Origin of the sequence: Bilifractor porci (assembly GCF_009696005.1) — a bacterium.
GTDB lineage: Bacteria > Bacillota > Clostridia > Lachnospirales > Lachnospiraceae > Bilifractor > Bilifractor porci.
Map to the genome: position 1 here is coordinate 424,140 of NZ_VUMV01000001.1, position 21,356 is coordinate 445,495.

Annotated in this window: 15 protein-coding genes and 1 pseudogene; 1 reads left to right on the forward strand and 15 read right to left on the reverse strand. The window is 51.1% G+C overall.

From position 1 onward, the window contains the following. Window positions 1-138 precede the first annotated feature (138 nt). The 4 genes and pseudogenes from ilvD to tgt form a co-directional block, all read right to left on the reverse strand. Entirely contained in the window at window positions 139-1,812 is a 1,674-nt protein-coding gene (ilvD, locus tag FYJ60_RS01890; RefSeq protein ID WP_154456880.1) for a dihydroxy-acid dehydratase, read from the reverse strand. Between the two features lie 160 nt (window positions 1,813-1,972). After that, a complete protein-coding gene (gene leuB, locus FYJ60_RS01895; RefSeq protein WP_154456881.1) occupies window positions 1,973-3,064 on the reverse strand; it encodes a 3-isopropylmalate dehydrogenase in 1,092 nt (363 codons plus the stop codon). A 224-nt stretch (window positions 3,065-3,288) separates the two neighbouring features. Then, window positions 3,289-3,537, reverse strand: a pseudogene (gene yajC / locus FYJ60_RS01900) (preprotein translocase subunit YajC); the annotation flags it as partial. Between the two features lie 249 nt (window positions 3,538-3,786). Further along, entirely contained in the window at window positions 3,787-4,935 is a 1,149-nt protein-coding gene (tgt, locus tag FYJ60_RS01905) for a tRNA guanosine(34) transglycosylase Tgt (protein ID WP_235903286.1), read from the reverse strand. A 357-nt stretch (window positions 4,936-5,292) separates the two neighbouring features. On the opposite strand from tgt, the gene FYJ60_RS01910 reads away from it, so the two are divergent. Next, window positions 5,293-9,531, forward strand: coding sequence for a 2-hydroxyacyl-CoA dehydratase (locus FYJ60_RS01910; RefSeq protein ID WP_154456884.1), 4,239 nt, complete (start codon window positions 5,293-5,295; stop codon window positions 9,529-9,531). 464 nt (window positions 9,532-9,995) lie between these two features. Here FYJ60_RS01910 and FYJ60_RS01915 read toward each other — a convergent pair whose 3' ends face one another. From FYJ60_RS01915 to FYJ60_RS01965, 11 genes are all read right to left on the reverse strand, one after another. Next, complete coding sequence (locus tag FYJ60_RS01915; RefSeq protein WP_154456885.1) at window positions 9,996-11,477, reverse strand: AAA family ATPase; 1,482 nt, start codon at window positions 11,475-11,477, stop codon at window positions 9,996-9,998. A gap of 497 nt (window positions 11,478-11,974) precedes the next feature. After that, complete coding sequence (locus tag FYJ60_RS01920) at window positions 11,975-13,462, reverse strand: L,D-transpeptidase family protein (protein WP_205838919.1); 1,488 nt, start codon at window positions 13,460-13,462, stop codon at window positions 11,975-11,977. Window positions 13,463-13,802: 340 nt separating this feature from the next. Further along, entirely contained in the window at window positions 13,803-14,687 is an 885-nt protein-coding gene (locus FYJ60_RS01925; RefSeq protein WP_154456887.1) for a methionyl aminopeptidase, read from the reverse strand. Between the two features lie 321 nt (window positions 14,688-15,008). After that, on the reverse strand, window positions 15,009-16,289 hold the full coding sequence (locus FYJ60_RS01930) for a hypothetical protein (RefSeq protein ID WP_154456888.1): 1,281 nt from the start codon (window positions 16,287-16,289) through the stop codon (window positions 15,009-15,011). Continuing rightward, a complete protein-coding gene (locus FYJ60_RS01935; RefSeq protein WP_154456889.1) occupies window positions 16,228-16,785 on the reverse strand; it encodes an RNA polymerase sigma factor in 558 nt (185 codons plus the stop codon). The genes FYJ60_RS01930 and FYJ60_RS01935 overlap by 62 nt, the downstream gene beginning before the upstream one ends. Before the next feature lie 225 nt (window positions 16,786-17,010). Further along, window positions 17,011-17,526 (reverse strand): HD domain-containing protein, encoded by a 516-nt coding sequence (locus FYJ60_RS01940; protein WP_154456890.1) that lies wholly within the window; start codon window positions 17,524-17,526, stop codon window positions 17,011-17,013. Window positions 17,527-17,543: 17 nt separating this feature from the next. Then, window positions 17,544-18,587, reverse strand: a complete 1,044-nt coding sequence (locus tag FYJ60_RS01945) for an NUDIX domain-containing protein (protein WP_154456891.1) — start codon at window positions 18,585-18,587, stop codon at window positions 17,544-17,546. A 2-nt stretch (window positions 18,588-18,589) separates the two neighbouring features. Beyond that, window positions 18,590-19,504, reverse strand: coding sequence for a hypothetical protein (locus tag FYJ60_RS01950; protein WP_154456892.1), 915 nt, complete (start codon window positions 19,502-19,504; stop codon window positions 18,590-18,592). Between the two features lie 434 nt (window positions 19,505-19,938). Continuing rightward, window positions 19,939-20,829 (reverse strand): metallophosphoesterase, encoded by an 891-nt coding sequence (locus tag FYJ60_RS01955; protein ID WP_154456893.1) that lies wholly within the window; start codon window positions 20,827-20,829, stop codon window positions 19,939-19,941. Beyond that, entirely contained in the window at window positions 20,817-20,975 is a 159-nt protein-coding gene (locus FYJ60_RS01960) for a hypothetical protein (RefSeq protein ID WP_154456894.1), read from the reverse strand. The genes FYJ60_RS01955 and FYJ60_RS01960 overlap by 13 nt, the downstream gene beginning before the upstream one ends. Window positions 20,976-21,008: 33 nt before the next feature. Further along, on the reverse strand, window positions 21,009-21,341 hold the full coding sequence (locus FYJ60_RS01965) for a DUF6951 family protein (protein ID WP_154456895.1): 333 nt from the start codon (window positions 21,339-21,341) through the stop codon (window positions 21,009-21,011). Window positions 21,342-21,356: the final 15 nt, after the last annotated feature.

Below are 21,356 nucleotides of genomic sequence, written 5' to 3' on the forward strand. Positions count from 1 at the left end.
TTCTATCAATCTTCCTGCCGGCCGCGACGCAAAGCGCAGGCGTTCTCCGCCGCGTTTGCTGCCGCGCGGATTTCACTCCACTGGCAAATCTGACCGGATGTACGGATTCGCGTCCTGTCCGAAAAACAGATCCGGATGTCAGTCCGCCTGATCCGCGGAAAGAATCGCACCCCTGTTTGCGCTGGTAACCAGCTTTGCGTATCTTGCCAGATACCCTGTGGTAATATTGGGCTTTCTGGGAACCCAGGCCGCCTTCCGCCTTGCCAGTTCCTCATCGCTGACCTTCAGCTCCAGCTTGTACTCCGGGATATTGATCGAAATGATGTCGCCTTCTTCCACAAGGGCAATCGGTCCCCCGACGGCTGCCTCCGGACTGACATGGCCGATGGACGCGCCGCGGGACGCGCCGGAGAACCGTCCGTCCGTAATCAGCGCAACGGAATTATCCAGCCCCATTCCTGCTATGGCCGATGTCGGATTGAGCATCTCTCTCATTCCGGGTCCGCCCTTTGGTCCCTCGTAGCGGATAACTACAACGTCTCCGGGAACAATCTTCCCGCCCTTGATGGCGGCAATGGCATCCTCTTCACAGTCGAAGACGCGGGCCGGCCCCTCGTGAACCATCATTTCCGGAAGAACCGCCGAGCGTTTTACAACAGCCGTGTCCGGAGCCAGATTTCCCTTCAGCACCGCAAGTCCTCCGGTCTTCATATAAGGATTGTCCACAGGACGGATGACTTCCGGATTCCTGTTGACCGCATGCTTGATATTTTCCCCTACGGTTTTTCCGGTTACGGTCATGCAGTCCAGATTCAGAAGTCCCAGACCTGCAATTTCCTTCATCACCGCGTAGATGCCCCCTGCCTCGTACAGATCCTCCATATAGGTCGGGCCGGCCGGCGCAAGGTGACAGATATTCGGCGTTTTCTCGCTGATCTCATTGGCAAGCTCCACTTCAAAATCGAATCCGGCTTCATGTGCGATGGCCGGGATATGGAGCATGGTGTTTGTCGAGCAGCCGAGAGCCATATCCATGGTCAGCGCGTTGATAAACGCCTCTTTCGTCATAATATCCCTGGGACGGATATTCTTTCTGAGCATATCCATGACAGCCATGCCGGCGTGTTTGGCAAGCTTGATTCTCTCCGAGTAAACGGCAGGAATTGTGCCGTTTCCTTCCAGCCCCATGCCCAGAATCTCTGTCAGGCAGTTCATGCTGTTCGCTGTGTACATACCGGAGCAGGAACCGCACGTCGGACAAACATGCTCCTCATAATTGCGGACATCACTCTCCGTCATCGTCCCTGCCGCATAAGAGCCGACAGCCTCGAACATGGAGGAAAGGCTTCTCTTCCTTCCGTTGACATGTCCGGCCAGCATCGGACCGCCGCTGACAAAAACAGTCGGGATATTCACTCTTGCCGCTGCCATCAGAAGTCCCGGAACATTTTTGTCGCAGTTCGGGATCATAACAAGGGCGTCAAACTGGTGGGCGATCGCCATACATTCTGTAGAATCCGCGATCAGATCCCTGGTTACCAGCGAATACTTCATTCCGATATGGCCCATGGCAATGCCGTCACACACCGCGATGGCCGGGAACATGACCGGCATACCGCCTGCCTCCGCCACGCCAAGCTTTACCGCCTGCGCGATTTTATCCAGATTCATATGGCCGGGAACAATCTCGTTATAGGAGCACACGATACCGACAAGCGGCTTCTCCATCTCCTCCTTCGTCATCCCCAGCGCGTTAAACAGGCTGCGGTGCGGCGCCTGCTGCATTCCTTTTTTTACATGATCACTCTTCATTTATCTGTCTCCTTTTTCTGCGGTACTCCGTCATCTGTATTTTTCTGATGGCCGGGCATTTTTTGTTTTTCCGTCCTGTTCCGGCTGTTTTCTTCAACGGCTGTGGATTCCCGGAAGCAGCGGTATTCCTGCCCTTCTCTCTTTCGGCCTGTTTTTCGCTTCAGCCACGGACATTCTCTGCTATAACATCTCCCATTTCTGTGGTGGATGTCTTTTTCATTCCCTCTGAATAAATATCCGCCGTGCGGAAGCCGTCCGAGAGAGCCTTCTGCACAGCCGCCTCCACCGCGTCTGCCTCCTGATCCAGATTCAGGGAATACCGGAGCATCATGGCAGCCGAAAGAATTGTCGCGATCGGGTTGGCGATATTCTTCCCTGTAATATCCGGAGCAGAACCGTGGCTCGGCTCATAAAGGCCGAAGCTGCTCTCATTCAGACTGGCAGAGGAAAGCATACCGATGGAACCGGTAACCATGCTCGCCTCGTCGGACAGGATATCGCCGAACATATTCTCTGTCAGAATAACGTCAAACTGCTTCGGATCACGGACCAGCTGCATCGCGCAGTTATCCACCAGCATATTCTCCAGCTCCACATCCGGATATTCTTTGGCCACCTCCGCGGTGACCTTTCTCCAGAGCCGGGAGGAATCCAGAACATTGGCCTTGTCTACTTCTGTTACCTTTTTTCTCCTCTTCCGGGCAATCTCAAACGCGCGTCTGGCGATTCTGCGGATCTCGTTTTCATTGTAGCTGAGAGTGTCCACGGCGGTTGTCACACCGTTGACCTCCTCAGTCTTTCTCTCCCCGAAATAAAGACCGCCGGTAAGCTCCCGCACAATAATCAGATTAAAGCCCTGGTCCCCGATGATGTCGTCACGGAGGGGACATGCCGCGCGAAGCTCGTTATACAGGTAAGCCGGCCGGAGATTGGCAAAAAGCCCCAGCGCCTTCCGGATTCCCAGCAGGCCTGCCTCCGGGCGTTTGGAGGGCTCCAGCTTATACCACGGTGATGTTTTGGCGTCTCCTCCGATCGAACCCATCAGCACGGCGTCGCAGGATTTTGCCTTTTCTACCGTTTCCTCTGTCAGCGGAAGACCTGTCGCGTCAATAGACGCTCCCCCAAGCAGAAGATTTTCATAGGTGAAGGTATGTCCGTACTTTTCACAGACAGAATCCAGAACCTTCTTTGCCTCATTCACAATCTCCGGGCCGATACCGTCCCCGTGAATCAAACCGATTTTATATTCCATCCCGTTTTCCTCCTGTAATCTGTTAAGGCCAAAGTCAGACGGCCGGAAACCGACCATACCTGCCCGTAAAATGAAACACGCCTGTCCGCAGGAGCTTCCCGCAGCAGGCGCATAAAAATCATTCTCTCTTCTTACTTTTTCTCGTTGTCTGCTTTGGCTGTCGTTGTTTTCTCTGTCTTATCGGTTTTTTCTTCTTTTTCAGCCTTTGCCGCGACTGCCTGCTCCGGTTTCTCAATCTGGGCAATCGCTTCTTTCTTCATGGGAATTCTGCAGTTCTTGTTATTGCCGAATTCTACGATGACATCTGTATCGGTAATATCAATGATAATACCGTAAAAGCCCCCGGTGGTAACAACAGCATCGCCGATCTCCATACTGTCCAGCATTGCCTGCATTCTCTTCTGTTCCTTCCTCTGCGGACGAATCATCATAAAATACAGCAGGGCAATCATCGCGACCATGAGAATAATCATACTGAGGCCGCCGCTGGAACTACCAGAACTTACAAATAACATTTTTCATCCTCCAATCAATCCGGCAGTATACCGTTATTCGTTTTCGCACGGAGCGGATAATTGATGTACAAAAATACATCAAATGTCTCACCAGCGCGTCTTTTCATATGATACACAATCGTTTCCCGATGCGCAAGCATTTCCGGAAGAAATCTGCCGTCATGCCGGAATACCGCAGCAGGGAATTCCCCTTTCCATCAGGCGCAGTTAATCCTTTCTCCCATCATTTTCCGCCATGGAATCCAGCGTCTGTCTCTTGAATTCGGCATATCTTCCCTGTTCGATTGCGTTGCGGATATCCTCCATCAGATGGTTATAGAAATACAGGTTGTGCTGGACGCAGAGCCGCATGCCGAGCATTTCCTTTGCTTTCAGCAGATGGCGGATATATCCCCTGCTGTAGCGCCGGCAGGTCGGGCACTGGCAGCCTTCTTCAATCGGCCGCTGATCCAGCTCATACTGCGCGTTAAAAAGATTCAGATGGCCGTGCCTGGTATAGACATGGCCGTGCCTTCCGTTCCGACTGGGATAGACGCAGTCAAAGAAATCCACTCCCCTGTCCACGGCCTCCAGAATATTGGCCGGGGTGCCTACCCCCATCAGATAGGTAGGTTTGTCCTTCGGAAGATAAGGAACCACCTGGTCCAGAATATCATACATCTGTTCGTGCGTCTCACCGACCGCAAGACCGCCGACCGCGTAACCGTCCAGCTCCATCTCTGTGATCCGTTTTGCGTGGTCAATCCGGATATCCGGATAGATGGCTCCCTGGTTGATGCCAAACAAAAGCTGTTCCTTATTTATGGTGTCCTCCCGGCTGTTCAGCTCCTCCATTTTCCGCTTGCACCGCTCCAGCCACCTGGCAGTCCGGGATACGGACTGTTCTACATAAGACCGCTCCGCCACGGAGGAGGGGCACTCGTCAAACGCCATGGCGATGGTAGACGCCAGGTTGGACTGGATCTGCATGCTTTCCTCCGGCCCCATAAAAATTTTACGGCCGTCAATATGCGAGCGGAAGGTCACCCCCTCCTCCCGGATTTTTCTCAGATCTGCCAGCGAGAAAACCTGGAAGCCGCCGGAATCCGTCAGAATCGGCCGGTTCCAGGACATAAATTTATGCAGGCCTCCCATCTTTTTTACAACCTCGTCGCCGGGACGCACATGCAGATGGTACGTGTTGGAAAGCTCTATCTGTGTCCCGATTCTTTCCAGATCCTCCGTGGAAACCGCTCCCTTGATCGCGGCAGCCGTACCGACATTCATAAAAACCGGCGTATGGACAACCCCGTGCACCGTCTCAAAATCCGCCCGCTTCGCGCGGCCTTCTTCTGCAATTATTTTATAAACAGCCAATTTTCCCTCTCCTCTTCCTTGTTTATGTCTTTTATGTCGAAATATGAGTACAGCACCAAACGTCATGACACACGGACAGCATGCCAGCCGGCGCATTTCTGCCTCTACGGCGCACCCCCTATACCGTCATGTTTTTCCAATTAAGCCGAAAATATCCCTCCCGCATCCCGCGTTTCACATATTTTCGCGTTCCAAGTATACGAAAGAACCGTCTGCAATTCAAGTTTCCCTGTTTTTACCAAAAAACCGAATCCGTTACCTTTTTATCTTTTTTTTAGAATTCACCGATCTGCCCTCGGTTGTTTTTGCAGAACCGTTGTCGTATAATCCATTACGTTAAAAGGAGAGTTGTATACTATGACAGATATTACCAATACCCTGGGAATTGATATTGGCTCGACCACAGTCAAGATTGTTATTCTGGACCAGGAACGTCACATTCTTTTTTCCGATTATAAGAGACATTTTGCGCGGATACAGGAAACCCTTGCGGATCTTCTGGATGAAGCTTCCGAAAAGCTGGGGGATCTGCAGCTGCGGCCGGTGATCACCGGAAGCGGCGGCCTCACTCTTGCGCAGAATATCAGCATACCCTTTGTCCAGGAGGTTATTGCCGTCTCCTCCGCCCTGCAGTTCCAGGCTCCCCAGACAGATGTTGCCATTGAGCTTGGCGGCGAGGACGCAAAAATCATCTATTTTGAGAACGGCAATATCGAGCAGCGGATGAACGGCGTCTGCGCCGGAGGAACCGGATCTTTTATTGATCAGATGGCTTCTCTTCTTCAGACCGACGCCACGGGCATGAACGAGTACGCGAAAAACTACCAGGCTGTCTATCCCATTGCCGCGCGCTGCGGCGTGTTCGCCAAGACCGATATCCAGCCGCTGATCAATGAGGGTGCGACAAAAGAAGATCTGTCTGTCTCTATTTTTCAGGCGGTTGTCAACCAGACCATCTCCGGACTGGCGTGCGGGAAACCGATCCGAGGCCATGTTGCCTTTCTGGGCGGCCCGCTTCATTTCCTTTCCGAGCTGCGGAACTGCTTTATCCGTACCCTGAATCTGGATGAGGAACACGCGATTATTCCGGAAAACTCGCATCTTTTTGCCGCCATGGGCTCCGCGCTGAACGCAAAAGAGGAAAACCCGGAGTTTTCCCTTGATTTTCTGCGCGACAAGCTCCGCCACGGCGTAAAGATGAAATTTGAGGTTGCCCGTATGGATCCTCTGTTCGCCACAAAGGAGGACTATGAGGATTTTCTGAAGAGGCAGAGCCGTTACAAGGTAAAAACAGCGGACTTCTCCACCTATTCCGGAAACTGCTTTCTGGGAATCGACGCCGGATCCACCACGACAAAGGCAGCCGTCGTAAGCGAAAACGGGGATCTGCTTTACTCCTTCTATGACAATAACCACGGAGATCCGCTGGGGACCTCCATCCGCGCGATCAAAGACATCTATTCCAAAATGCCGCAGACTGCCCGGATTGTCCGTTCCTGCTCCACCGGTTACGGAGAACAGCTGATCAAGGCCGCCCTCATTCTGGATGAGGGAGAGGTGGAAACCATCGCCCATTACACGGCCGCCGCCTTCTTTGATCCGGATGTGGACTGCATACTGGACATCGGCGGCCAGGATATGAAATGCATCAAAATCCGCGATCATGCGGTCGAGAGCGTACAGCTGAACGAGGCCTGCTCCTCCGGCTGCGGCTCCTTTATCGAAAACTTTGCCCAGTCGCTGGATTACAGCGTCCAGGATTTCGCAAAGGAAGCCCTGTTTGCGGAGCATCCCATCGACCTGGGCACCCGCTGCACGGTCTTTATGAACTCCCGTGTCAAACAGGCGCAAAAGGAAGGCGCGTCCGTGGCGGACATTTCTGCCGGACTGGCCTACTCTGTGATTAAAAACGCGCTCTATAAGGTTATCAAGGTTTCCGACGCCAAAGAGCTGGGCAATCATATTGTTGTCCAGGGCGGAACCTTCTACAACGATGCCGTGCTGCGCAGCTTCGAGAGGATTGCGGACTGCGAGGCCATCCGTCCGGATATTGCCGGCATTATGGGAGCTTTCGGGGCGGCGCTGATCGCCAGGGACCGCTACGAGGGGCAGGAGACCACCATGCTCCCGATCCAGAAGATCAACGCCCTGCAGTATTCCACCAAAATGGCGTACTGCAAAGGCTGTACGAACCACTGCCGCCTGACCGTCAACCATTTTTCCGGCGGAAGGCAGTACATCAGCGGCAACCGCTGCGAGCGCGGAATCGGTAAGCCGAAGAACGCAAACCATATTCCGAACCTGTTCGAGTATAAATACAACCGGATTTTCGGCTATGAGCCTCTGACTGAGGAAGAAGCCATCAGGGGAAAGGTCGGGATTCCCCGTGTCCTGAATATGTATGAGAATTACCCTCTCTGGTTTACCTTCTTTACCAGACTGGGCTATCAGGTTGTGCTCTCTCCCACCTCGACCCGGAAAATTTACGAGATGGGTATTGAGTCTATTCCCAGTGATACTGCCTGCTACCCCGCAAAAATTTCTCACGGACACATTGAGTGGCTGATCCGTCACGGGCTGACATTTATCTGGTATCCCTGCATCCCGTTTGAGAGAAAGGAATTCAGCGGAGCGGTAAACCATTACAACTGCCCGATTGTAACCTCTTACGCGGAAAATATTAAAAACAACGTGGATGAGCTGCGCGACCCGTCCATCCGGTTTATGAATCCTTTCCTGGCTCTTTCAGACGAGGAAGCAATGACCGGCGAGCTGGTGAAAATTTTCCATGACATACCCGAATCCGAGGTTCGGGAGGCGGCTCATGCCGGATGGCTGGAGATGGCAAAAACCAGAGAGGATATTCGGAAAAAGGGGGAAGAAACCCTTCGGTGGATGGAGGAGACCGGGCACCGCGGCATTGTGCTGGCCGGACGTCCTTATCACATCGATCCGGAAATTCACCATGGCATTCCGGATATGATTGTTTCCTATGACGTCGCTGTGCTGACGGAGGATTCCGTCTCTCATCTGGCGCCGGTGGAGCGCCCCCTGCGCGTCAACGACCAGTGGATGTACCACACCCGTCTGTACGCAGCGGCAAATTACGTGAAAACCAGAGACGACCTGGATCTGATCCAGCTGAATTCCTTCGGCTGCGGCCTGGATGCCGTGACGACCGACCAGGTTTATGAGATTCTGTCCGGAAGCGAAAAAATCTACACGGTTCTGAAGATCGATGAGGTAAATAACCTGGGAGCCGCACGAATCCGCGTCCGCTCTCTTCTGGCCGCCCTTCGCGCGCGCGACCGTTCGGGGATGAAGCGCGAGGTTCACAGCTCCGCGCAGCCCAGGGTTATTTTTACCAAGGAGATGAAGGAGGAGGGATACACAATCCTCTGCCCGCAGCTTTCCCCGATTCATTTCAACCTTATCGAAAAGGCATTTAATACGGGCGGCTATCATCTGGTTATTCTTCCGAACGATAACCGCCACGCGGTGGATGTCGGATTAAAATACGTAAACAACGACGCCTGCTACCCTTCCCTTCTGGTGGTAGGACAGATTATGGACGCCCTGCAGTCCGGAAAATATGACTTGAACCGCACAGCGGTCATTATGAGCCAGACCGGAGGCGGATGCCGCGCATCCAACTACATCGCGTTTATCCGCCGTGCCTTGAAAAAGGCAGGGATGGAACAGGTTCCGGTTATCTCCCTGAATCTGGTCGGACTGGAGAGCAATCCTGGTCTGAAAATTTCTCCGGGAATGGGAATCCGTGTGGTTTATGCGGCTCTCTTCGGGGATATCTTCATGCGCTGTCTGTACCGCATGCGTCCCTATGAAAAGGTGAAGGGGTCTGCAAACCGGCTGCATAAGAAATGGGAGGAAATTGTCATTCATTTCCTGACCGGAAAATCCGTTTCCCTCCCCAAATTCAACCGGCTGTGCAGGAGCATTATCCGGGATTTCGACCGGCTTCCGATTACCAACGTAAAGAAACCGAGGGTCGGTATCGTCGGAGAGATTCTGGTGAAGTACGCGCCCGCGGCAAACAATCATCTGGTGGAGCTTCTGGAATCCGAAGGGGCGGAGGCTGTTGTCCCGGACTTTGTAGACTTCTTCATGTACAGCTTCTACAATACTAATTTCAAGGCGGAACATCTGGGAACCTCGAAAAAATCCCGCATGATGTGCAACGCCGCGATAAAGGCTGTCAACGTGCTCCGCACCGCGATGAACGAAGAATTTATTCACAGCATGCACTTTACGCCGACCGCCAAGGTTGAGGATCTGGCAAAATATGCCTCCCCCATCGTCTCTGTCGGCAACCAGACCGGGGAAGGCTGGTTCCTGACCGGTGAGATGATGGAGCTGATCCACGGCGGGGTTATGAATATTGTCTGCATCCAGCCGTTTGGCTGCCTGCCCAATCACATTGTCGGAAAGGGTGTCATCAAGCACATCCGGGCGGATTACCCGAAGGCTAATATTGTCGCCATCGATTATGATCCGGGAGCTTCGGAAGTGAACCAGCTGAACCGTATCAAGCTGATGCTCAGTACCGCCAACCGGAACCTGAGCGGGACGGTGTGAAGAGGCTGACAGCGGAATGCAATAAGATACTATACGAAACAAAATACAATACGAAAAGGGTTACCATATAAAAAGGTTTACCATACGAAAAGGAATACTCTTCCAGAAACCGCTTGCGCTCTGTCCTCGCGCAGCGGTACTAATCTTCCTGCTGCGCTGGCGCTTGCAGGGAGAAAGTACCGGCGCTGCGGATGTTTCTTTCAGAGTATTCCTTTTCTTTTTTCTGTGCGGATGCTCAGTTTTTTCTGGTTTTTGCCAGCAGACTGTATAAACACCCGGCGAACAGGTTTGCGGTAATATCCCAATACCTCGGCCATACCAGAGACGTACGGAAGCAATCTATCTAAACCTGTCCCGGACGTTTACAGCGATATCCTAACATCTAGGCCATACCAGGGCGGATGGTTAGCGAATCAGGAGACAAATCGAAAGGTATCTCGCCTTGCCATAACAGGGAAGGTATGTTACAGCAGCTGATGTATCATCTCCGCGTCGTAGATGACCTGGGTTTTATGGCCGGTTTCAATCTGGTACAGGGCGTTTGCGGCGATATGTTCTGCCGCCTGTTCCAGATCGCGGATTCCTGTCGTATCGCGGTAGCGCCCGATGACTGCGTCCAGTGCTTCCGGCGTGAGGATGCATTCCTCTTCTCTCATGCGCATGCGGCGCAGAATTTTCGGCAGGGCAAAGCGGGAGAAGATCACTTTTTTCTCCTCCGGTGTATAGTCCGGAATGTCAATCACCGCGAACCGGGACATCAGCGGCGCGCTGATTTTACTCTTATCATTGGCGGTTGCTATGGGGTAGACTCCGCCTGTCGGAATCATGCATTCCATATAATTATCCGTAAATCCCAGGTTGTCCAGGAGTGTCAGCAGGACATCGGCGGGATTTCCGCTGCCTTTTCCCGCGCTGGCTTTGTCCAGCTCATTGATGATAAAGACCAGGTTGGACTCTCCCGCCGCGGCAAACGCCTCCATGATGATGCCCGGCTTGGCATTGGAATACACGCGTGAGCTTCCCGTAAGCTGTTCCGGATCGTTGATAGAGCTCATGTCCAGAGTGGTCCAGGGAAGCTTCAGGATTCTTGCCACGGCATAGGCGATCTGTGATTTTCCCGTTCCGGCCGGACCGGCCAGCAGGATGCCATAGGCGGGCAGCGTGTGAGTCCGGTTGATCTGGATAATTGTCTCGATGACTCTCTGCTTTACTTTTTCCATTCCGTAAAGCTCTTCATCCAGAATCCTCCTGGCCTCTGCCGGATCGATGGAATCAAAATAATTACTCTTCCAGCGGATGTTCAGCATGGTGGACAGCGCCCGCTGCGCGTGCCGCTTTTCCTCCGGGGAAACCTCCGCGGATTTTGCCACCGCAAGGTTTCTTCTTGCCCAGACCTGGATATTTTCAGGCAGAGTGCTTCCGGCGCATGTCAGAAAATCTGTGATTGTCTGAATGCTTGTAATTTTCATATCATCTCCGGAAATCTCCGCATCCTGGTTTTCCTCCGTGTTTTTCGGAGCCGGACTGGAGAACAGCCTCTCGATCATGTACTGCAGAAAGCCGTCCTCCGCAGAGAGTTTAGAACCGCCTCCAAAGGCCTTTTCACGGATCCGGTAAACCGCATACCCGCCTTCTCTGTTTTCACCGGAAAGTCTGACCGGAATCCGGTTGGCTCCAAGCCATTTCAGAAGACTTACAAAACGGGCGTCTATTTTCAGGATGTCCGCGCTCTCTATTCCGTTTTCCCCGTCAAACTCGAACGATGTCCTGTGGGACGGGTTGGTAAAAATTCCATGGGCATGATGCGGCCACTGGTGGGTACTGTTGTTTAATATCAGGATCGGCTGATCCGGGGATGCCTCCGACGCGTCAGAGGAAAATACAGTGTAAGTCAGAACTGCCCTGGTCTTATCCGCGGGAGCCCCCTTAAAATCAAAAACCGGCATATGATCCTTCTCCCTTCGCAAACATTTTTTATCTTATTCATTATGCACATCTTCCCCGGAAAACTCAATCCCGGAGTAGAGCCTGCAGGGCAAATATGCAAGAAAAGACAGCCAGATGAATAACCTGGTGAAAAATGTGCAGGAGAATGACAGCCGGCTGAATAACCTGATGAAAAACATGCAGGAGAATGACAGCCGGCTGAGTAACCTGTTGAAAAACAGCAGTTCAGAAGAACACTTTGGAAGCAGAAATCATCCTTTCATCATTTTGAAAAAGGAGCCCCGGCAGGTACCAATCTGCCGAAGCTCCTTTGTCTTTCTCTTACTTAAATGTATTTATTTCATCCTGCCTTTCTAACCTGTTTTTTGAAGCGTCTTGATGACCGGTTTTTCCTATCATCTGGTAAGATCGCCCGTTAATCGGTTAGTTTTTCCGCATTTGTTGTTTTCCGCCTGTTTCCCGAATTCCAATTAATGATAATAACTGATGATGGGCCTCAGGATTCCTGATAGATAACGATAGCGGTTCCCGCATCTATGTTCTCGTAGATGGTCTTTGCCACCGCCGGCGGACAGTTGACACATCCGTTGGAACCGTCGGCCTGATAGATGGTTCCGCCGAAGGAAGAACGCCAGGAGGCATCATGGAGTCCCTGCCCCTCGAAGAAAGGCATCCAGTACTGAACCTCTACCGAATAATCACTTCCGTCTACATGCTGGCCCTTCAGCGTAGACGGGCTTTCCTTGTAGGCAAGAGGGAATACACCGCATTCTGTGTTCTGATTGGTGGCGACATCTCCTGTCACAACATCGCTTTCCACCACCAGCTGTCCGTCCTTGTAGAACCAGAGATGCTGTTTTGTGATATTTACCTCCACGTAGGTTCCGGCCAGGTCGTCCGTTCCGCTGCGCTTATAGTACAGCGGATTGCCGTAGCTGTTTTCCGATACATAGCATGGCTCTCTGGTCACAGCCTGTTTGGAAAGAATATCCTGCTTCAGCTGTTTGCACTCTGCGTCCTGATCAATGGTATAGCCATATTCATTGGATGCTCCGGAAATGGTTATCGTCTGTCCGGTACTGGTTGTAAACTGTCTGTCCAGATACCTGGTATTGTATTTGGACGCCAGGCCTGATACGTAATCCGCGATTTTGCTGTCATCCACGGTTACAGTCCCGTCATCCGCCAGGGTAATCCAGCCGATGATGGTACTGCTGTCCAGCACCTCTGTCTGGTCTCCGAAGGTGTATGTGACCGAAACATTTTTATAGGCATCCAGCTGCAGAGCCTTGTTTTTCTCGTCGCACTCTTTCTGAAGCTCCGTGGTATCCGTGGACACTGTCTGAGAGGTATAAACATCCGAAGGAATCTCATAGGAGATAACGTCTCCCAGCTCTCCGGAAGATGTCTGCTCGTCCAGATACTGCTTCAGATCCGCCTGCAGTGCCGCATCATTGATCATATTGCCCTGCACCGCAGGGATAACCTCATATTTCTCCTCTTCCGTGTTCAGCTGCAGGGAAGCCTCGGAGGACTCCACCCTGGGAACCGAAAAAGACTGGCTGACGCAATAAGCCTGAAGCTTCGTCTCATCAAAATCGTAGCCTGTCTCTATGTGCAGATAATCGCCCATAAGCAGCGTTTTCCAGACCTGGACCAGCCCGCTCTTCTGCTGCTGCAGATCCTGCTCCAGTTCCTTCTGCACGGCGTCCTGGTTAAAGGTGTAGCCGAAATCAGAAAGGCTTCCCTCCAGAACCACGGTTCCGTTCTCCACCAGCTGTACCTTGCTGTTCCCGTACTGAGAAGCAATCGTCTGTGCGACCTCCTCCGGCGTTTTTCCCTCAATACTTGTGCCATTCATCCAGGTCTTTTTCAAAAATCCGTCACTGTTTTTATTGATAAAGTATCCGATTCCCAGGACTGCCGCCCCCGCGGCAAACAGTGCAATCAGAATACCAATCAGTATCTTTACTCCTTTGCTCAAAAAAATCATCCCTTCTGTAAATTTTTTGAGTTTCTGCCAGTCCCCTTAAAAAATTTCTGCAGCTTCCGCTGCATGAAACAGCCGTTTCCGGAATCCGTCCCCGGTCTTTCACCTGAATTTCAACGCATCCCGCCGGATTTTCCCCCTCTTCCGTCGGCTGTAATAAAGATTGTATCATGTAATTGTAAACATTCTGTGTACATCTTAATAAAAAAAGATTATTCACAAATTACAAGATATGATACCAGGGTCAAAAGGTCTTAACGCCTTCGTGCTTGCACGAAAAGGCGTTTGACCTTGGAACCCGTCCTGACATGATTTTGAAACCGCAGTCTTATGATTAATAGGTGACAACCTCACAGCCGTCTTCCGTAATCAGCACTTGTACTTCCCACTGTGCGGAAGGCTTATCATCATCCGTGTAGATAGTCCACCCGTTATACTCGTCCTCAAAGATTTCATCCGTCCCCATATTTACCATCGGCTCGATGGTGAAGCACATGCCGGGAACCAGAAGCATTCCTGTCCCCGGAAGGGAAACATAGCTGACAAACGGATCCTCGTGAAACTCCACGCCGCATCCGTGGCCGCCGATCTCCCGGACAACAGAATAGCCGTTGTCTACGGCATGTTTGTGAACCGCAGCCCCAAGATCGCCCAGCAGCGTCCAGGGTTTTGCGTGTTCGATACCGATCTGCACACATTCCTTTGTGACGTCAACCAGCCGCTTCCATGCCGGATCCACGTCCCCCATGCAGAACATACGCGAGGAATCAGAGAAATATCCGTTGTAAATCGTAGAGACATCTACATTGATGATGTCCCCGTCCAGCAGTTTTTCCTGATCCGTGGGAATTCCGTGGCAGACGACGTTGTTCAGGGACGTACAGACGCTTTTCGGAAACCCCTCATAGTTCAAAGGCGCCGGAATACCGCCCATTTTTGTTGTCGTGTCATAGACAATTTTATCAATATCTTCGGTTGTCATGCCGATCCGGATTTTATCCGCGACCTCGTCCAGAACGGCAATGTTAATCTTTGCGCTCTCCCGGATCCCCTCGATCTGCGCTGGCGTCTTGATGATTTTTCGCGGCGGAATTTCAATCCCCTTTATCTCGTACTGTTTTAACTTCTCATCAAATGCCTCGTGGCAGTTTTTGTATTTTTTTCCGCTTCCGCACCAGCAGGGGTCGTTACGGTTGATCTTTTTTTCTGTAAAATGCATGTTCCGTTCTCTCCTTTCCCGGCCGTACCAATATCTCCGCCTCTTTGCCCGCCGCTGCGCAATCTCAGCCGCCACTCATTACTTTCGTCATATCCTATGACCGCACATTAGGCAAAAAATTATTTTTCGGAAATTCCCAATACAACCGACCGGTCTTTATCTTACTCTTTCCGTCCGGGAAAAGAAAGAGGGAAAACGCAGATGAAACCGCCGGGACATCTGCGTTTTGATAATAAAGTCTGGGGAAACATTTACCCGGCATCTGTTTCCTCTGTCAGCATGACTCCTTTTTCAATAACAACGACAGCCTCAGACAGGCTTCTATTGCCGAGCCGTTACATCTGTCATGAGAATACCGTACAAATACGGCTGATCCTGGGCTTCTTCCTCAGACAGGAATTCCGGTATGATGTGTCCTTCCCCGCCCTCATAGCTGTATTTTATTTTTCCGGTATCCAGCCGGTAGGAATAATTTTCTTCTGTTCCGTCCGAAAATGATACTTTCAGAGAAAGAACTGCCCCGTTCAGGTAATCCAGAGATTTGTGTGCGGCCTGCCGCAGATCGACAGCCTCATCCTCATCCGAAAACGCCTCGTCCGGCAGATAAAAGCCGACTCTCTCCTGCATTTCTTCTCTGCCCTCCAAGGTAAGGGTTTGTCCGACATATGTTTTGGTATAAAATGTTACGACAGAATCATCCTCTGAGGCATTGGTTTCATCGATCTCATAATCCGTAATCTTATAGTTTTCCGCGATGTAATCGGCATTTTGTGTCAACTCTTTACGCTTTTCCCGTGCTTCCAAGTCAGTCATCGTCTCTGCGGCAACAGTATACAGTCCTCCTCTATCTATCTGCAGGGACACGGACCGGATATTGTCTCCGCCCACCAGGAACTCACATCCGGGGAAATACTGTGTGCCTGCGTAAGTATCTACAGGAGTAAGTGCTATTCTCTTCACCACATCACTGCCAGCCTGTCCGGTCTGTGCAGAAGACCCCTGATAGTCCTCCACGTTTTCACCTTCTGACGTTCCGGATTCTCCATCTGCATTTTCCTCTGTCTTTGGTTCCTCTGTCTCTGAAGGATCCTTCACCGTCCCACTCTCTCCCTGCATGGAAGAGGCAGTTACATCCCCGGCTTCTTCCTCCGGTCCGGCCAGATAAAATTTGTTTCTGTTATCCACTTTCCCGCTTACTTCTCCATTGGAACTGCCGTCAGGTACTGCTGTTGTTCCCGCCTGCTGGTCTGCGCCCGCATTTCCGGTCATGGAAGCTGTCTTCCCCGGAAGAAAATTCTGATACGCAAGCACGCCTGTCAGAAGAGCGCAGACGCAGGCTGCCGCCGCCACGCCCTTCGTTACTCTTTGTATTTTTCTCCTGCTTCCCGCAAATTTAATTCTTTTACCTCTGTCCTGCCCCTTCTTTCCAGTCAACTGCTTTTCCGTTTCATCTGCCGCTTTCCTCCCAACCTGAAATTCTTTGATTCTGTCGGAGGCCTCTTTTTTCTTCCTGTTCTCCGCCTGCAGCAGCAGATCTCGTTTAAGTTCTTCCGGCACATGAATGTTTTTCACGATATTCCGATATTTCCTGTATTCGTCCATGCCTTCTCCTTTCCGCGGTTTCTCTCCCGGCCAGCTCTTCTCTCAGCTTTTTACGTGCCCGGTGCAGAATCACCCTGCAGTTTCCATAGGTAATACCCAGCATCTGTGCGATTTCCTTCAGCGAATAACCTTCTCCGTAATGAAGGTACACGATACTTCTGTCCGGCTCGTCAAGGTCTGCGACCTGATCCCAGACCTCTGTCTGATCTGCCGGCACAGGTTCTTCCGTCAGCCTTGCCAGATCATCCTCTGTCAGAAAAGACTGCCTTCCCCTGCGTCTCCCCACATCCGCGCACTCGCTCATGGCAATGCGCACAAGCCATGCCCGGACATGATCTTTCTCCCAGTGTTCCCATTCTGTGTACTCCAGCAGCTTGAGAAAGGTATTTTGAAACACATCCTCCGCATCCTCTCTGTTCTGCAGACGGGTCAGCGCAAACCGGTAGACCAGGTCTCCCCAGGCATCCACTGCGTCTTCAAATGTATTATGCTCCATGCATCCTCCTTTCCTCCGGCTTCTACTAGCAGAACGTTCAGAAAATAAACAGACCTGAGATTTTGCAAAATGGCACTGGGCAAAGTCAACTTCGGTGTATCAACTAGTCCAGACAACTGGTGAACGCTCTACTAGATACACGCAGAAAGGAACCCGATTGTTACAGTTCATCTGAAAAAGAATAAAAAATAAGCGCCGGAGGTTCCTGCCTCCGACGCCTGAACTTTAATCCGATATTCGGAACATCTTTTTTAGAATGTCTGTCCCTGCCGCTGTACGGAAAATTTTCTCCCCCGCCGTCCTCACGGCTTTTTCGGAAGCTCCGTCCTCATACAGATTGACAAGGAAATCCGCTTCCACCAGGATCTGATAATCCTGTCCGTCGATTCCCTGATAGGTATGATGGTGAGCGATCAGATACTGTACACGGCTGATGACTTCTTCCTCAAAGCCGCATTCCCGCATCAGTTTTCCGGCCGGTTCCGGCCCCTCCTGTTCCTGAAGCTTCCCGTCGTTTCTTCCGAACTTTTCCTCTGCAATCCGAATACCGATATCATGCAGATAAGCCGCAGCCTCCAGCGTGTACAGGGTACGCGCGTCCAGCTTTTCCAGCTCCCCGATCAGTTTCGCAAAGCTGTGCACCTTGACAAAATGCTGGATTCGTTTCGGATCTCCTTCATCAAAGGCAATCATTTTCAAAAATAAAGTATTCAGTCTTTCCTGCTTTTCGCTGTTTTCCATAAACGATGTCTGGCTCCTTACTTTTGCAGCGCATGTATGATTTTTTCTACTTCATCCGGATAAATACAGAATTCTCTGTGTTCCGGCTCCGTCCTGGCTTTTTGCAGAACATACTCCGCCGGAAACCAGCGTACTTCATCAACCTCTCCCTTCTGCAGCCGCAGTTCATCCGTATCCACCGGTTTCCGGAAAAGATACAGATCCGCCAGCTCTCTGTCTCGGAATGGTTTTTTGTAAAATACCTTTTCATAGGAGATCTTCTGGACGCCGACAGGTTCCAGATTCGATTCTTCAGCAGTTATTCCCAGTTCCTCCTTCAGTTCCCGCAGAGCAGCCGGTATTCTTTCTTCCCCCGCGGAGATGTGCCCCGCGGCCGAAATATCATATTTTCCAGGATTGGAATCCTTCTCCATGCTTCTTTTCTGCAGAAGAAATTCCCAGTCCCCGCCTGCTTCCTTTCTTCTGGCAATCCAGATATGCGCGGTTCTGTGCCAGTCGCCTTCTCTGTGCACCACACCGCGCTCCTGTACTTTCCCGGTCTTGTTTCCGTCCTCATCCAGAACATCAAACAATTCCATCGGCTTTCCGTTCAGGCTGGCCGTTTTCAGAACATCCGCCGCATCATAGACCAGCTTCAGGGAGAAAAACGGCTCCTGCTCATCCAGAAGGCGGAAAAAGATTTTGTCTCCTGCCCACAGGTTCAGCTTCCAGACTTTCTCAATGTCAACCCATTCCAGCTCTCCCTCATCGCAGGGAGCCTCCGTTCCCTCAAAACCGTCCGCCGTAAAAAGAGACATATATTCCATGCTTCCCTTGCCGGAAACAAACGTAACGATTCCCCGGTATCTCCAGGATGTAAGCGTATAGCCGGTTTCTTCCTTTACCTCCCGGAGCACGCATTCCTCCGGACTCTCATCCTGTTCAAAATGCCCGCCGACGCCAATCCACTTGTCGTGATTGACGTCGTTTTTCTTCACTGTCCGATGCAGCATCAGATACTGTCCGTTCTTTTCCAGATAGCACAGCGTACTGAGCTCCGCGTTTATTTGATGATGAGCCATGTTTACAGCCCCGACAGGTATTCTTCTGCAGACACGGAAGACTGCTCCTGACTGCCACCGGTCTGTTCTTCCGCATACACCGAAGATTTCCCCTGGCTGTCACCGGTCTGTTGGGAAGAAACCGGTTTCTTTACGTCTGCCTGTGCTTCATCCTTCGGAGATGCCGCTGAGGATGTTACTTCTTCTACTGTTTCCGCTTCTTTTTCTATCACAGGCTCCAGGTTTTTCTCCGACTCCCTGGATGGGCAGAGCCTTTCCCCTGCTTTCAGCGCAAAGCTTCCGTAGCTGCACTCCAGACGGATGTCCTTTTTCCCCGCGTTCAGGAAGAACACAGGCTCCCAGGAATCCTCCCACTCATAGAAGGTAAGGCGGTTGTCCGCAAACGGGAAATACTTCATAACCTGACCCTTTACGCCGTTTCCGATCAGAACACTGTCCTGAACAGAACCCTCCCGGATTGCCACGCCGTTCTGCGGCACCAGATATTTTTTCCCGTCACGAATCTGGAGCATCCAGCGGAAATAGTAGTCTGCGTCGGTATCAAACAGGATCAGTGTATAATCTCCGCTGACGTCCTGCATAAAGGACTGCAGCCTGTCCGCCACCGCGTTCAGACCGGCAGATACCGCGTCCAGGATTTTCTTTTTCACTATTTTTCTGTCACAGGCAAACAGTTCATCCGGAAGCTGGTCAAACGCCTGCACGTCTTTCACATTGACGGCATGCGCAGAAAACGCACAGCTGTAAACGGAATTTTTTGTGGAAAACAGCACATGTCTGTCATCCATATCCACCGCCTGAATCATAGAAGTATGAAGGGACAGACCATCCTGATACTTTTCGTGCCCGTATACCTCTCCCCAGACAATCATCTTGCCGTGATGTGCTTCTACTTTCCAGTTTTTTAATGTATACATGTTTCCCCCTTCAACCCGTGCTCTAATGTTTTCCTGTGTACGAACCTGATTTCAGTATATCACGAACCGGCCTGTTCGTATGCATCCATTCTACAATCCCCGAAGAATAATGATATAATCCTGCCTCTGATCCACAACGGCATAAGCAATGGCCGTTTTTCTTTCCTCATTCGCCTTGCAAAGCCCTTGTAAAACACGAGATTTTCTTCCAAGATCAAAACTTGAAAGTCTTGCCGCCTCAAAATATAATACCTGGGACGCATGCCTAAATCCGCATGACTTCCCAGACCCAGAATATTTTTTCCAACTCTTCCAGTTTCTGAAACGCTGCTTCCGGATCAAAGGTTTATAACACTGTTTATCTTCCGGCTGATAAACACAAAGAGTTTTTCTGCCCCGCTCCTGGATCATCAGAAGTTCTTTAAAAATCTTTTTTATTCCACACCCAGCATCTTCAGCATCTCGCTCCGGTATGGGTTGCAGAGATATTCTTTCCGCTTTTTCCTGATTTCCACATACATTTTTTCTATCCGGGACGCGGATTCTCCCGGATGAAGGAAGGCAATTCTCTCCAGAACAGACCATGGATAAATTTCCTCCAGTGTTTCCAGACAGATCGCACAGAGCATGCAGACATATCTTTTTCCAAACTCCGGGTTGTAGGAAAACACGCAGCCGCCATCCACATTGATCGCGTGACGTCGGTAGCCGATCATTCCCGGAACCAGTCTGCCGTTGTCATAGTCCGAAATGGTAGGGGTATGTCCGTGGATATAGATGTCATCGTTGGCAAAATTCCCCACATATTCATCTTCCCTGTTCCAGATATTACAGTTTCTTCTTTCCTCCTCGTCCGAGGACTGCGCGGAAGGCCAGGCGTGGGCAATCCGATAAGTAACATTCCTGTTTTTTCCGGGAACCGTAACAGAAATTTCCGAGGGCCACTCCCGGATCAGATTCATCACTGACTCTACAAAAGACAGATCTGCCTTCTTTTCTTCCTGAATCATCCGGCTGAAATTATACTGCGTCTGTGGAATTCCGCGTCGCAGCTCCGCCTTCCTGTCCTGGTTTTCCCACCAGTCCCGAAATCCGGGGAACCACTGAAGAAGCAGATCCTCATGGTTTCCAATCACTGTCCGGTACTTTCCGGTCGGCCGGATATGTTCTTTACACCAGCGTATCGTATCCAGATAGCGCGGTCCCCTGTCCGCAAAATCACCGACAAAAATGAATTCCGCCGCCGGATCTTTTTCTTCGATTCTACCCAGAAGCGTATTCAATTCGTCAAGACAGCTGTGTACATCTCCAATTACATAGTGCATGACTGATCTTTTTTTACCAGTTCTTCTTCCTTCGCCCAGACAACGGCGCCATCCTCTTTGATGAGGCGGTACATTTTCTGTCCATCCCTCGGAGCACGGACAACTGTCGCCCTGACATAAACCTGGTCTCCCTCCTTGAACTTCATATTACGCCTCTTTTCTGCATACTCCTGTGTCTGTTATGATTCCTGATCTTTCTCGAAGATGATATGCGCATCCTTCTTCAATGCAAGATGGCACTCCGCTTCGATACATTTGATGATACCGTTGATCACCGGACATGCCACGTGAACCGGAAAATGTTCCTGCGCATATTCGTAAAAAGGCCCTTCTCCGGGTTTTACCAGACAAACCTCATAGGAATCGAATGTGTCTCCTAATTCATCCATCATCCCTTTGACGCTCTTGCAGCCAGTCCGCACTCTGACTTTTACCTCCATCCCGTCTTCGGATGAAGCATCAACCGCCGTAATAAAACCGCAGATACCCGGATCAACCTTAACCTTTGTCATATCAAACCCTCCAAA